Annotated in this window: 15 protein-coding genes; 8 read left to right on the forward strand and 7 right to left on the reverse strand. The window is 46.8% G+C overall.

The annotated features are described in order from the left end of the window. The first annotated feature begins 70 nt into the window (after positions 1–70). The 8 genes from thiC (at position 71) to THIAE_RS09975 (ending at position 6,423) form a co-directional block, all read left to right on the forward strand. Entirely contained in the window at positions 71–1,948 is a 1,878-nt protein-coding gene (thiC, locus tag THIAE_RS09940; RefSeq protein WP_006460122.1) for a phosphomethylpyrimidine synthase ThiC, read from the forward strand. Between the two features lie 3 nt (positions 1,949–1,951). Beyond that, positions 1,952–2,992, forward strand: a complete 1,041-nt coding sequence (locus tag THIAE_RS09945) for an FAD-dependent oxidoreductase (RefSeq protein WP_006460121.1) — start codon at positions 1,952–1,954, stop codon at positions 2,990–2,992. A gap of 178 nt (positions 2,993–3,170) precedes the next feature. After that, positions 3,171–3,365: a sulfur carrier protein ThiS gene (gene thiS / locus THIAE_RS09950; RefSeq protein WP_006460120.1), complete on the forward strand. Its 195-nt coding sequence runs from the start codon at positions 3,171–3,173 to the stop codon at positions 3,363–3,365. 3 nt (positions 3,366–3,368) lie between these two features. After that, positions 3,369–4,163 (forward strand): thiazole synthase, encoded by a 795-nt coding sequence (locus tag THIAE_RS09955; protein ID WP_006460119.1) that lies wholly within the window; start codon positions 3,369–3,371, stop codon positions 4,161–4,163. A gap of 85 nt (positions 4,164–4,248) precedes the next feature. Next, entirely contained in the window at positions 4,249–4,881 is a 633-nt protein-coding gene (locus tag THIAE_RS09960; protein ID WP_006460118.1) for an AAA family ATPase, read from the forward strand. Beyond that, positions 4,871–5,116: a hypothetical protein gene (locus tag THIAE_RS09965; protein ID WP_006460117.1), complete on the forward strand. Its 246-nt coding sequence runs from the start codon at positions 4,871–4,873 to the stop codon at positions 5,114–5,116. Before THIAE_RS09960 ends, THIAE_RS09965 begins: the two co-directional genes overlap by 11 nt. Before the next feature lie 32 nt (positions 5,117–5,148). Next, complete coding sequence (tpx, locus tag THIAE_RS09970; RefSeq protein ID WP_006460116.1) at positions 5,149–5,652, forward strand: thiol peroxidase; 504 nt, start codon at positions 5,149–5,151, stop codon at positions 5,650–5,652. A gap of 186 nt (positions 5,653–5,838) precedes the next feature. Further along, the gene (locus THIAE_RS09975; RefSeq protein ID WP_006460115.1) at positions 5,839–6,423 is read left to right on the forward strand and encodes a YceI family protein; all 585 of its coding nucleotides are present in this window, start codon (positions 5,839–5,841) and stop codon (positions 6,421–6,423) included. Here the strand turns inward: THIAE_RS09975 and ubiA are convergent. From ubiA to atpA, 7 genes are all read right to left on the reverse strand, one after another. Beyond that, positions 6,420–7,280, reverse strand: coding sequence for a 4-hydroxybenzoate octaprenyltransferase (gene ubiA / locus THIAE_RS09980; protein WP_239232461.1), 861 nt, complete (start codon positions 7,278–7,280; stop codon positions 6,420–6,422). The two genes, THIAE_RS09975 and ubiA, sit on opposite strands and share 4 nt — an antisense overlap. Then, complete coding sequence (locus THIAE_RS09985; RefSeq protein WP_006460113.1) at positions 7,276–7,524, reverse strand: hypothetical protein; 249 nt, start codon at positions 7,522–7,524, stop codon at positions 7,276–7,278. The genes ubiA and THIAE_RS09985 overlap by 5 nt, the downstream gene beginning before the upstream one ends. Before the next feature lie 26 nt (positions 7,525–7,550). Further along, positions 7,551–8,924, reverse strand: coding sequence for a bifunctional UDP-N-acetylglucosamine diphosphorylase/glucosamine-1-phosphate N-acetyltransferase GlmU (gene glmU, locus THIAE_RS09990; RefSeq protein WP_006460112.1), 1,374 nt, complete (start codon positions 8,922–8,924; stop codon positions 7,551–7,553). A 129-nt stretch (positions 8,925–9,053) separates the two neighbouring features. Then, positions 9,054–9,488, reverse strand: a complete 435-nt coding sequence (locus THIAE_RS09995) for a F0F1 ATP synthase subunit epsilon (protein WP_006460111.1) — start codon at positions 9,486–9,488, stop codon at positions 9,054–9,056. Positions 9,489–9,494: 6 nt separating this feature from the next. Next, positions 9,495–10,877, reverse strand: a complete 1,383-nt coding sequence (gene atpD, locus THIAE_RS10000; RefSeq protein WP_025299409.1) for a F0F1 ATP synthase subunit beta — start codon at positions 10,875–10,877, stop codon at positions 9,495–9,497. A gap of 28 nt (positions 10,878–10,905) precedes the next feature. After that, positions 10,906–11,775, reverse strand: coding sequence for a F0F1 ATP synthase subunit gamma (gene atpG, locus THIAE_RS10005; RefSeq protein ID WP_006460109.1), 870 nt, complete (start codon positions 11,773–11,775; stop codon positions 10,906–10,908). Positions 11,776–11,787: 12 nt separating this feature from the next. Beyond that, positions 11,788–13,329 (reverse strand): F0F1 ATP synthase subunit alpha, encoded by a 1,542-nt coding sequence (gene atpA / locus THIAE_RS10010; protein WP_006460108.1) that lies wholly within the window; start codon positions 13,327–13,329, stop codon positions 11,788–11,790. Between the last annotated feature and the right edge of the window lie 12 nt (positions 13,330–13,341).

Consider the following 13,341-nt stretch of genomic DNA (forward strand, 5'->3'; position numbering starts at 1 on the left):
AGGAGTCGGGGCACAAGGCGAAAGCGCTATTGATACCCTGTTGTTCGCGAGTAGGAAATCGGAGAAAAACATGACTCAAAACACTAAATACACCGCTGAACACAGCGAAATTACCCGCAATCCATTTCCGGCGTCGAAAAAAATCTATATCCCCGGTGAAATCCACGCCGACATCCGCGTGCCGATGCGCGAAATCGAACTGACCAATGGCGAAACCCTAACGGTTTACGATACCTCCGGCCCTTATACCGATCCGAATGCTGAGATTGATTTAACCCAAGGTTTACCGGCGATTCGCCAGGCCTGGATTGCGGCGCGTGACGATGTCGAAGAATATCAAGGTCGTCAGCTTAAAGCGGTCGATAACGGTTATAAACGTGAAACCGATGTGCCTGCTGAATTGTTGGCGGCGGAGCAAGGCTTGAGAAGAACCCCGCTACGTGCCAAAGCAGGCAAAAATGTCACCCAAATGCACTACGCGCGCCAAGGCATTATCACGCCGGAAATGGAGTTTATCGCGATTCGTGAAAACCAACGTCGCCAGGACATCATTGATGCGGAACGCGAAGCACGGCTAAAAGGTGAAAGCTTTGGCGCAAATTTGCCGGAGTTGATTACGCCAGAGTTTGTACGTGACGAAGTCGCCGCCGGACGCGCGGTGATTCCGTGCAATATTAACCACCCCGAATCCGAGCCGATGATTATTGGACGTAACTTTTTGGTCAAAATCAACGCCAATATCGGCAACTCGGCGATTACCTCGTCGATTGCGGAAGAAGTCGAAAAAATGGTCTGGTCAACCCGTTGGGGCGGCGATACAGTGATGGATTTATCCACCGGCAAAAACATTCACGCCACCCGCGATTGGATTATCCGCAATTCGCCGGTGCCGATCGGCACCGTGCCTTTGTATCAAGCGTTGGAAAAGGTCAATGGCATTGCCGAAGACCTGACTTGGGAGGTTTACCGCGACACCTTGATTGAGCAGGCCGAACAAGGCGTGGATTATTTCACCATCCATGCCGGGGTGTTATTGCGTTATGTGCCGATGACCGCTAAACGAGTGACCGGGATTGTGTCGCGCGGTGGCTCCATTATGGCGAAATGGTGTTTGGCGCATCATAAAGAAAACTTCCTTTACACCCACTTTGAAGACATCTGCGAAATCATGAAAGCCTATGATGTCAGCTTCTCGCTGGGTGACGGCTTGCGTCCGGGTTCGATTGCCGATGCCAATGACGAAGCGCAGTTGTCTGAGCTGCAAACCCTGGGTGAACTCACCAAAATCGCCTGGAAACACGACGTGCAAACCATTATCGAAGGCCCCGGCCATGTGCCGATGCACAAAATTAAAGAGAATATGGATTTGCAATTAAAGCTGTGTCACGAAGCACCGTTTTATACGCTTGGCCCATTGACCACGGATATTGCACCGGGTTATGACCATATCACCTCGGGCATAGGCGCGGCGATGATCGGTTGGTACGGCACGGCAATGTTGTGTTATGTGACACCGAAAGAACACTTAGGCTTGCCGAATCGTGAGGACGTCAAAGAAGGCTTAATGGCCTATAAAATCGCCGCCCATGCCGCCGATGTCGCCAAGGGTCACCCGGGTGCGCGTCACCGTGATGACGCGATGAGTAAAGCGCGATTTGAATTCCGCTGGATGGATCAGTTTAATATCGGTCTTGATCCTGAGCGTGCGATGGCCTATCACGATGAAACCCTACCGCGTGATTCGGCCAAAGTGGCGCATTTCTGCTCCATGTGTGGGCCGAAGTTCTGCTCGATGAAAATCAGTCAAGAAGTGCGCGATTACGCCGACCAAATGGGCGTCGATGAAAAGGCGGCGTTGGAAGCGGGCATGGCTGAACAAGCTCGCACCTTCAAAGAACTCGGCAGTGAAATTTCAGTGCCGGTTGATCAGCTTAAAAAGAAAGCCTAAGTCATGACTGATTTGTCCACTTTAAAATCCGTGGGCATTGCAGGTGCAGGCCTGGTGGGTCGGGTGTTGGCGTTGAATTTAATTCAGCGCGGCATTCAGGTCACGCTGTATGAAAAAGATACCGCCACAGCGCCACCCAATGCTGCAGGCTACACCGCGGCCGGCATGCTTGCGCCCTATGCCGAATTGGAACTGATGGATGCCGAACTCTTTCAACTCGGGGTACGCTCAATCGAACTCTGGTCAGGCCTGGTGGATTGGATGGCAGCGCAAGGTTATCCGGTCGATTTTCAACAACGCGGCAGCCTGATTCTGGCACATCAAAATGACCGCGCAGATTTGCAACATTTTATGCGTCAACTGCTGCATAAATTGCCTGCAGGTTATCAAGTGGAACCGCTTAATAATCCACGTATCAGCGAGCTTGAACCAGAACTGGCGCATCATCACCAGGCCTGGTGGTTGCCGAATGAAGGCCAGGTCGATTCCACCCAGTTTTTTGCGCAAAGCGAAACGCTGCTGAAAAACCATCCCTTGGTGACATGGCGTGACAATATCGAGGTTAAACAGCTGTCATCTCGGCAGATTGATGAGCAGACGTTTGACTGGGTATTTGACTGTCGTGGTTTAGGGGCGAAAACGGATATTAAAGATTTGCGCGGGGTGCGTGGCGAGGTGTTTTGGCTGGATGCGCCCGAGGTTCAGCTCAGCCGTCCGGTGCGGTTAATGCACCCGCGTTATCGCATTTATATTGTGCCGCGCGCCCATGGGCGTTATGTGATCGGCGCAAGCGAAATCGAAAGCGAAGACCGCAGTCCGATGTCGGTGCGTTCCAGCTTGGAATTGCTGTCGGCGGTCTATAGCGTACATCCTGGGTTTGCTGAGGCGCGAATTGTCAATCAACTGACCAACTGCCGTCCGGCATTGGGTGATAATTTACCGCGCATTGAACAGCTCGACGGCCTGACGCGAATCAATGGCCTCTATCGCCACGGCTATTTATTTTCGCCCGCGATAATTGAAAAAGCACTGGGCGCTTTTTAATGCTTAATTTTGAATGTTGAGTTTTGAGTTTTCGGCTCTACTCGTTGGTTTTGGTTGACAAGTGGAATCGCGTCATGCCGAGCGCAACGAAGCCATCTCTAGAGATCGCCACGGCCTTCGGCCTCGCGATGACTGAAAGCACTCTAAAATCTGGTTGTATTAAAAAAACAGGTGAAAGATGATTTTACTGATTAACGATCAACCCACAGAAACAGCTGCCAAGGATCTAGCAGGCCTGGTGGTGGAATTAAAAATTAAAGGTGCATTTGCGTTGGCACTCAATGAAAACTTTGTGCCCAAAAGCCAATACGCCGACACGCTTATAAATGAAAACGACCGTATTGAAATCGTCGCGCCCATGCAAGGAGGTTAAAAAATGAACAACAACCAGGCCTGGTTACTCGCGGATCAGGAAATCAACAGTCGTTTATTGATCGGTTCAGCACTTTATCCGTCACCTGACATTATGCGCCAAGCAATTCAAGCCAGTGGTAGCCAAGTGGTGACGGTGTCGATTCGTCGCCAAAATCCTGGCGATCAAAGTGGACAAGCCTTTTGGCAAATTATTCAATCACTGGGTTGTCATATTCTGCCGAACACGGCTGGCTGTCGTAATGCTAAAGAGGCGATTACCACTGCCCACATGGCGCGTGAAATTTTTGGCACAAACTGGATTAAGCTCGAAGTCATTGGCGATGACTATACGTTACAACCCGACCCGTTTGATCTGGTCAAAGCCGCGCAAGCGTTAATCGAAGACGGTTTTGAAGTCTTTCCTTATGCCAGTGATGATCTGGTTTTGTGCCAAAAATTGGTGGATGTCGGTTGTCGTATTGTGATGCCTTGGGCATCGCCAATTGGTTCCGGCAAAGGCATTATGAACCCCTACAATATGGAACTGATTCGTCAACGTCTGCCCAATACCACCCTGATAGTCGATGCCGGTATCGGCAAACCGTCTCACGCGGCGCAAGCATTAGAAATGGGCTTTGATGGCGTATTACTCAACTCCGCCGTCGCCCTTGCCGATGATCCGGTGAAAATGGCCACCGCATTTAAACAGGCGATGGAAGCCGGACGTTTAGGCTTTGAAGCCGGCACTATGCCACAACGCGAATTCGCCAGCGCCTCCACCCCAACCCTGGGCACGCCGTTTTGGCATCAAGATTAATTGCGCTAGCCTAGCGAATTTCGGTTAAAATCAACTTAATCTATTGAAATTAATCCACATTAATCTTGTTTACTAAGAGGTCTTTATGATCATTCAAATCGGCAACATTAAAGGCGGCTGTGGTAAAAGTACCGTCAGCGTCAATCTTGCTGCCCTGCTCGCCAACCTAGGTAAAGATGTCATTATCATTGATGCCGATCGTCAAGCCACCTCATCCAACTGGGTACTCGATCGCAATGAAACCGGGCTTGCCCGAGTCAATCATGTCCAAGTTTTTGATAATATTCGTGACACGGTGAAAGACCTTGGAAAACGCTATGAATATGTGATCGTTGATTCAGCGGGTCAAGATGGTCGCGAATTACGCACCGGTTTAACCGTGGTCGATAGATTACTCATTCCTTTTCGTCCTTCGCAGCCTGATTTAGATGTATTGCCACAACTACAAGAAGTGATTCAACTGTCTAAAGATTACAATCCTAACCTGCAAGTAAGCGCTATTTTAACTCTTGCACCCACCAATCCGTCCGTGCGTGAAATTGAAGAAGCACAGGACTATATCAGCGATTATCAAGACATTCAGCTGTTAAGCAGTATAATAAGAGATCGTAAAGTCTACCGTGATGCCATGGGCCTAGGTAAAGGCGTGGTTGAAATGGACAATGACAAAGCTAAATTCGAAATTAACCAGTTATGGGAGGAACTCCATGGTCACTAAACGCACACCGCGCACGCGTCAAACATCAGCTCGTACTACCGCCGCAAAAGCCGCCGAGGCGAAAATTGAAACTACAACAGAAGCAGAAGTAATCACTCCCGCAACTGAGGCTAAAGATACCGCTGCAGCAAAACCCGCGGCCAAACCAGCGCCAAAAGCTGAGACCAAGCCAGCGCCCAAAAAAGAAGAAGAACCACGTCGCATTTTTTCTTCTCGCCGTGTATGGCCTGACTAATAACTTAACACCTTAAATAACAGGAGTAAGATATGGCTGAAATCACCTTAAAAGGCAATCCAATCCATACCTGTGGCGAATTGCCCGAAGTGGGCTGCGACGCAGCTGATTTTTGTTTGGTAGCAAGCGATTTAAGCGACACCTGCATGGCAGCTGGCACCCCCTTGCTCCTTAATATCTTCCCAAGCATCGACACCGGCGTCTGTGCCGCTTCAGTGCGCCAGTTTAATGCTTTGGCAAGCCAAGTTGGCCAAGCTGAAGTTTGGTGTATTTCTGCCGACTTGCCTTTTGCACAGCAACGTTTTTGCGGCGCTGAAGGACTCGATAAGGTTAAAACGCTATCAAGCTTTCGCAATAGCCAATTTGGTGAAGCCTATGGTTTAACCATTACGGATGGTCCCTTAGCAGGCCTGCTCGCGCGGGCAGTCATAGTTATTGATGCTCAAGGCAGGGTTGCCTATACCGAGCTGGTACCAGAAATTGCTCAAGAGCCTAACTATGATGCGGCCCTTAACGCGCTAAAATCGCTCGTCTAATTCAACTAGTTGCCCATCCCAACCCTGAATGGCTTAAATAGCATTCAGGGTTTTTTATTTTCTAAACAAAATATTTTCCAAATAGAAAAAGTATTTTGTCAAAACAGCTATTTTTTCTTTTGGTGCCGGTCGTTAGAATGAATGCGTTACTAAGAAATATCAAATGATTGCTAAAGGAGTTTTACTATGACCAAATTTAAATCACTGGCTATGGCCACTGCGCTCTTCGCCGTCAGTCCTTGGGCGCTTGCCAATCCAACCACTTACGACATCGACATTCCAGGCATGCACGCTGCCATTAATTTCAAGGTCAATCACCTTGGTTTTAGCTGGTTAACAGGACGTTTTGATACATTTGAGGGTTATTTCATCCACGATGAGACCAATCCAGCCAATGAAAAAGTTGAGGTGCGTATTGATACCCGCAGTGTTAACTCTAACCACGGTGAGCGTGATGAGCACCTGCGCAGTGATGACTTTTTAAACGTTGAACGCTTTCCAGAAGCCAAATTTGTCAGCACCAGCGTAACCAATCAGCCGGATGGCACTAAACTAATTAAAGGCGATTTCACCCTAAATGGCGTAACAAAACCTATTGAAATTGTTGCCAAAAAAATAGGTGAAGGAACGGACCCCTGGGGTGGGCACCGTGCCGGCTTTGAAGGACGCGCAGAATTCAAGATGGCCGATTTTAATTTTAAAATGGATTTAGGCCCAACCTCATCAACCGTCTATTTAGACCTGCATGTTGAAGGAATTAAGCGGGATTAATAATAATCAATTATTAACCCGACTAGAATGACCAAGCCGACCCAGTGATTTTGCTTGAATGCTTTAAAGCAGGCCTGCGGATCACGATGTCGGCTTTGCCATAAATGCCACGCAAATAAGCCGGCAACGAAAAGTAAACTCAACCAAAATGCTACACCCAGCTGCAACCAGATTCCTAACCAAACCAGCAATAGCAGCATGAGACTTTGCAACAAGCCAATCACCAACAAATCATAACGTCCAAATAAAATAGCGGTCGATTTAATCCCAACTTTTAAATCATCTTCACGATCAGTAATGGCATAAAAGGTGTCATAAATTAATGTCCAGACCAAGGTAATCGCAAAGACTAACCAGGCCTGGTAAGGAACGGTCCCTAATACTGCAGCGTACCCCATCGGTACCGCCCAAGCAAAGGCGGCACCCAAAAACATCTGCGGCCAGTAGGTAAAACGTTTGGTAAAGGGATACAAGGTGGCTAATACCAACGCCCCCAGCGACAGTAGGATAGTTAAAGTATTAAGTTGCAGTACCAGGCCAAATCCGACTAAACACAAGCCTGCAAAGAGTATCAATGCCGCCTTAGGTGTGATTAAACCCCTTGCCAGCGGTCGCTGAGCGGTACGCGCCACGGCACCATCCCAATGACGATCAGCATAATCATTGATAACACAACCGGCAGAACGCATTACAATGGCACCTAAAATAAAAACCAGTAATACTAGACCTGGGGGTAAACCCTCTGCTGCCAACCATAGTGCCCACAACGCTGGCCACAACACTAGATAAATCCCAACGGGCTTGTCTAGGCGCATTAATTGAATATAGGGCCCTATCTTGGTATGCAACAAACTAATACTCAAAAATATGCCCCCAGCCTTGTTCTCGCAACCAAACTAATCCCAGGGGATTGGCTTCCGCTTCAAACGTGACTTCATTGTAACGCTCACTATGATGCAGGGTAATTTTTGCCTTATCACGAACCCAAACCGACCGAACTGTCCAACCCATTAAGTGGCTTTGCCCACCATCAAACTCAATGCGCTCCCAACCTTGGCTCGGTAACCAATGGTTCAATTGGTCATAGTCTGCTTGTGTCATAGCACCTCCATTTTTGGGTTCTGCGATTAGGATTTTGCTTTCTTAGTTGGTTTTTGCCAACCTTTGATTGTTACCTGCTTGCTACGACTTAGTGTTAGCTCCGACGCAACCACTGGTTTAGTAATCGTTGAACCCGCCCCAATGGTAGCATCATCACCGATGGTGACGGGGGCGACCAACTGAGTATCCGACCCTACAAATACCCGGTCACCAATAAGGGTTTGGTGTTTATTTGCGCCATCATAGTTACAGGTAATGGTGCCGGCACCGATATTACATTCCTCACCCATTACCGTATCACCAATATAGCTCAAATGATTTACTTTTGAACCCCGTGCAATGCGGGCTTGCTTGGTTTCAACAAAATTGCCAATGCGAACCTCATCAGCCAACTCAGTTCCGGGTCTTAGACGTGCATAGGGACCGACACTGACATGCTTGCCAAGTGTCACACCATCTAGATGACTAAATGGATGAATAATTGTATCGTCACCTAGATTGACATCTTTAAGAATACAATTTGCACCTATCCTAACGCGATGGCCTAAGTGCACGTTACCCTCAAAGACAACATTGGCATCAATCTCAACGTCTTGACCGATACGAACCTGACCACGAATATCAATACGTGATGGATCAATCAGCGTTGCGCCCTGTAACATCAACTCCTTCGCTAAGGAATATTGATACTGTCGTTCTAGGTTAGCTAATTGAATTTTATCGTTAACACCAAGCACTTCCATTTCCATCAGAGGTTGTGTCGTTTGAACCGCAAACCCATCTGCTACAGCTAAAGCAATAATATCGGTCAAATAATACTCACCCTGCGCGTTATTGGATTGCAACTGAGTTAACCAATGCTTTATTTTAGCGCCATTCGCAGCCAAAATACCCGTATTCACCTCGGTCACCTGTAATTGAGCGGGGGAAGCATCTTTTTGCTCGACAATCGCCGTTACCTGGTGATGCTGATCACGTAGTATGCGACCGTAGCCGGTAGGATTGGTAAGATTCAAGGTTAATAAAGCGAGCGGATGCTGATGGTCAATCAAAGAAAGCAAATCCTTTAGCGTTGCGCTAGTAGTAAGCGGCACATCGCCATAAAGCACTAAAAGCGTATCGTCGTCTTGGATATAGGGGATGACTTGTTGCACGGCATGACCCGTACCTAATTGCTCGGCTTGGAGAACAAAATCCACCCCTTGATCCGACATCACCTCTTCGACTAAATGAGACTGATGACCTACAACTGTAAGAATTTGATTGGCTGCAAGATTTTTTGCCCGTTCAATAACATGCTGTAATAAGGGTTTGCCCGCGAGAGGCTGTAAAACCTTCGGCAATGATGAACGCATACGTGTGCCTTTACCCGCAGCCAAAATAACAACTTTTAACGACATAACCTATCTCCAAGACTATTTATTAATCGCACTAGACTAAGGCATCAAATGCGATTAATAAATAGACCAAAAAAATTTATATAAAAAAAGCGCCCTAAGGCGCTTTCTTATCGTTTTTGCGAAACAGCTTTAGGCCATCCCAGTTTTTTGCAAACGCTCACGAAGTTTCGCAAGTGTTTGAATTTGAGCAACGGCTTCAGCTAGTTCAACCTGAGCACGCGCAATGTCAATATCAGATTTAGCGTTCTCCATTGCATCCTCAGCACGCTGTTTAGCTTCTAAAGCTTTCGCTTCATCTAAATCACGAGATCGAATACAGGTATCAGCCAAAACTGTTACAACATGCGGTTGAACCTCAATTGTTCCACTGTTAATAAAGAAACAATCTTGTTCATCGCCACTTCGAACGATAACTTCGCCAGGCTTTAGCTGACTCAAAAACTGGGTATGGAAAGGCAGGATACCTACCTCTCCGTTGGCAGCCTGTGCGAAAAGCATGTCAGCTTTTCCAGAGAAAATCTCACCTTCCGCACTAACGATATCTACTTGCATAGAGACTGCCATGACACATTACCCCTTATATTTCTGAGCTTTCTCAAGTACTTCATCGATGGTACCACAGAACATAAATGCCTGCTCTGGCACATCATCCATTTCGCCACTTAGAATCATCTTAAAGCCGCGAATGGTTTCAGCAAGAGGAACATAACGACCATCTTCACCCGTAAACACTTTCGCTACGAAATAAGGCTGTGAGAAGAAACGCTGCATCTTACGAGCACGCGCTACAAGCGCACGGTCTTCTTCTGAAAGTTCATCCATACCCAAAATAGCAATGATGTCTTTCAATTCCTTATAACGCTGCAGCGTCTGCTGAACACCGTTAGCAACATTGTAATGCTCTTCACCAACGACCAACGGATCTAATTGACGTGAAGTCGAATCCAATGGGTCGATAGCAGGATAAATACCTGTTTCAGCGATCGAACGGTTAAGTACTACCGTTGCATCCAAGTGAGCAAACGTTGTAGCTGGTGACGGATCAGTTAAGTCGTCAGCAGGAACATATACTGCCTGGATAGAGGTAATAGATCCGGTTTTAGTAGAGGTAATACGCTCTTGAACCTGACCCATTTCTTCAGCCAAAGTTGGCTGATAACCTACCGCAGAAGGCATACGACCTAACAAAGCCGATACTTCAGTACCCGCTAGCGTGTAACGATAGATGTTATCAACGAAGAACAATACGTCACGGCCTTCATCCCGGAAGAATTCAGCCATAGTGAGACCAGTCAAGGCAACACGTAAACGGTTACCTGGTGGCTCATTCATCTGTCCATAAACAAGGGCAACCTTATCAAGTACGCCACCTTCGTTCATTTCATGATAGAAGTCGTTACCTTCACGAGTACGCTCACCTACACCAGCAAATACTGAGTAACCTGAGTGCTCGATTGCGATGTTACGAATTAATTCCATCATGTTAACGGTTTTACCTACACCTGCACCACCAAATAAACCAACTTTACCACCCTTAGCGAATGGACAAATTAGGTCGATAACCTTAACACCCGTTTCTAAAAGTTCTTGCGACGCTGCAAGCTCTTCAAACTTAGGTGCTTTACGGTGAATTGGTGCACGATCTGCAGTTTCAACTGCACCAGCGTTGTCGATAGCATTACCTAATACGTCGAAAATACGACCTAGGGTTGCTTTACCAACTGGAACGGTAATTGCCGAACCAGTACCCGTTACTTTCATACCACGTTTTAGACCGTCTGATGAACCCATCGCGATAGCACGTACTACGCCATCACCGATTTGCTGCTGGACTTCAAGAGTTAAACCCTTGTCGTCAACAATTAGCGCATCATGAACTTTAGGTAACGCAGCACCACTAAACTCGACGTCGATGACCGGGCCGATAATTTGTACTATTTTTCCACTCATGATAATTAAACCTTTTTTTCGTAATACGAACTTAAACCGCAGAGGCACCCGCAACAATTTCAGATAGCTCTTGCGTAATCGCAGCCTGACGGGCCTTGTTGTATGCAAGTTGCAATTCTTTAATCATTTTACCTGCGTTATCAGATGCGCTCTTCATGGCAACCATGCGCGCAGACTGTTCACAGGCCACATTTTCAACAACCGCACCATAGACAGTACTTTCGATGTAACGCACCATAAGCGTGTCTAATGCTTCCTTTGCATCTGGCTCGTAAAGGTAATCCCAGTAAGCTGGTTCACCTGCATCTCTTGCCGCATTGTTTTGCAAAGGAATCAGTTGTTGAAATGTTGGAACTTGTGTCATTGCTGATTCAAACTGGTTTGATGCAACAAATACTGCATCAATTTGCCCCTGTTCAAAACGATCAAGCATAACCTTTACTGTTCCAACTAAATCACCAATATGAGGCGTGTCACCTAGGTCAACTTTAGTAGCAACAACATTACCACCATAGTGACGGAAAAAGGTTTGTGCTTTCTTACCGATGATCGCAAGATCAATTTCAACATTGTCTTGCTGCCAGGCTTGAACTTTCTTTAACGTTCTACGGAATAGGTTAGTATTCAAACCACCACATAGACCACGATCAGATGAAACTACGATTAAACCAATACGCTTCACAGGACGTTCAAGAGTATAAGGATGCTTATACTCATGATGTGCCTTTGAAACGTGTTCAATTACGCGTTTTACCTTCTCAACATAGGGACGAGTCGCCGTCATGCGGGCTTGCGCTTTACGCATTTTAGACGCCGCCACCATTTCCATGGCTTTGGTGATTTTTTGGGTATTCTTTACCGACGCAATTTGCGTCCGTATTTCTTTACTACCGCCTGCCATGGTCAAACCCCCTTAGTAAACGCCGGTTGCTTTGAATGACTCGATCGCTGCTTTAACACCAGCAATAATCTCATCGTTCCAGTCACCTTTAACGTTGATTTTAGCTACTAAGTCTGCACACTCAGAATTAATGTAGGAATGAAGAGCAGCTTCAAATGCACCGATCTTATCAACTTCTACATCATCTAAATAACCTTCGTTAGCGGCATAAAGAGAGGTTGCCATTTCAGCAATAGTTAATGGTGAATACTGTTTCTGCTTCATCAACTCAGTTACACGCTTACCACGCTCAAGCTGTGCTTTAGTCGCAGCATCAAGATCTGATGCAAACTGAGCAAAAGCGGCTAGTTCACGATACTGTGCCAAGTCAAGACGAATACCACCACCCAACTTCTTGATTGCCTTAGTTTGAGCTGCACCACCTACGCGCGATACTGACAAACCAGCGTTGATAGCAGGACGGATACCCTTAGCAAATAGACCTGTTTCCAAGAAGATCTGACCATCTGTAATCGAGATTACGTTGGTAGGTACGAATGCAGAAACGTCACCCGCTTGTGTTTCGATAATAGGTAATGCAGTCAATGAACCGGTTTTACCTTTAACTTCACCATTGGTGAATTTTTCAACATAGTCTTCACTAACACGAGCTGCACGCTCAAGTAAACGAGAATGGAGATAGAAAACGTCACCTGGGAAAGCTTCACGACCTGGTGGACGACGTAATAACAATGAGATCTGACGGTAAGCTTGCGCTTGTTTAGTCAAATCATCATAGATAATCAACGCATCTTCACCACGGTCACGGAAGTATTCACCCATAGCACAACCAGCGTAAGCGGCTAAGAATACCAATGATGCAGGATCAGACGCATTCGCTGCTACAACAACTGTGTTTTCCATAGCGCCATACTGTTCAAGCTTACGAACAATGTTGTTTACAGTAGAGGCTTTTTGGCCCATCGCTACGTATACACACTTGATGCCCGTGTCTTTTTGGCTGATTACCGCATCGATTGCGATAGCGGTTTTACCTGTCTGACGGTCACCGATGATTAACTCACGCTGACCACGACCAACTGGGATCATAGAGTCAATTGACTTGATACCGGTCATCATAGGTTGATCAACGGATTTACGATCGATTACACCAGGAGCGATACGCTCAATAGGTGAAGTTAGTTTTGTGTTAATTGGACCTTTGCCATCGATAGGACGACCTAAGCCGTCAACAACACGACCAAGCATTTCTGGACCAACTGGTACTTCAAGGATACGGCCTGTACAGGTTACCTTGTCACCTTCTGAGATGTGTTCATATTCACCCAGGATAACAACACCTACTGAGTCACGCTCAAGGTTAAGTGCCATACCAAAGGTTTGTTCATCAAACTGAACCATCTCACCATACATTACATCTGACACGCCATGAATAAGCGCAATACCGTCAGCGATACTGACGACTGTGCCTTCACTGCCAGACTCTGCAGTCACTTTAAAACCAGCGATGCGGTCTTTAATTAAGTCACTGATTTCAGAGGGATTCAATTGCATGTGTCTTCCTCT

This window comes from Thiomicrospira aerophila AL3 (assembly GCF_000227665.2).
In the GTDB taxonomy this organism is placed as follows: domain Bacteria; phylum Pseudomonadota; class Gammaproteobacteria; order Thiomicrospirales; family Thiomicrospiraceae; genus Thiomicrospira; species Thiomicrospira aerophila.

Bases quoted from the DNA above. Each gene is read 5' to 3' on its own strand.
- thiC (WP_006460122.1), top strand. From the start codon at position 71: ATGACTCAAAACACTAAATACACCGCTGAACACAGCGAAATTACCCGC.
- THIAE_RS09945 (WP_006460121.1), top strand. From the start codon at position 1,952: ATGACTGATTTGTCCACTTTAAAATCCGTGGGCATTGCAGGTGCAGGC.
- thiS (WP_006460120.1), top strand. From the start codon at position 3,171: ATGATTTTACTGATTAACGATCAACCCACAGAAACAGCTGCCAAGGAT.
- THIAE_RS09955 (WP_006460119.1), top strand. From the start codon at position 3,369: ATGAACAACAACCAGGCCTGGTTACTCGCGGATCAGGAAATCAACAGT.
- THIAE_RS09960 (WP_006460118.1), top strand. From the start codon at position 4,249: ATGATCATTCAAATCGGCAACATTAAAGGCGGCTGTGGTAAAAGTACC.
- THIAE_RS09965 (WP_006460117.1), top strand. From the start codon at position 4,871: ATGGTCACTAAACGCACACCGCGCACGCGTCAAACATCAGCTCGTACT.
- tpx (WP_006460116.1), top strand. From the start codon at position 5,149: ATGGCTGAAATCACCTTAAAAGGCAATCCAATCCATACCTGTGGCGAA.
- THIAE_RS09975 (WP_006460115.1), top strand. From the start codon at position 5,839: ATGACCAAATTTAAATCACTGGCTATGGCCACTGCGCTCTTCGCCGTC.
- THIAE_RS09985 (WP_006460113.1), bottom strand. From the start codon at position 7,524: ATGACACAAGCAGACTATGACCAATTGAACCATTGGTTACCGAGCCAA.
- glmU (WP_006460112.1), bottom strand. From the start codon at position 8,924: ATGTCGTTAAAAGTTGTTATTTTGGCTGCGGGTAAAGGCACACGTATG.
- THIAE_RS09995 (WP_006460111.1), bottom strand. From the start codon at position 9,488: ATGGCAGTCTCTATGCAAGTAGATATCGTTAGTGCGGAAGGTGAGATT.
- atpG (WP_006460109.1), bottom strand. From the start codon at position 11,775: ATGGCAGGCGGTAGTAAAGAAATACGGACGCAAATTGCGTCGGTAAAG.
- atpA (WP_006460108.1), bottom strand. From the start codon at position 13,329: ATGCAATTGAATCCCTCTGAAATCAGTGACTTAATTAAAGACCGCATC.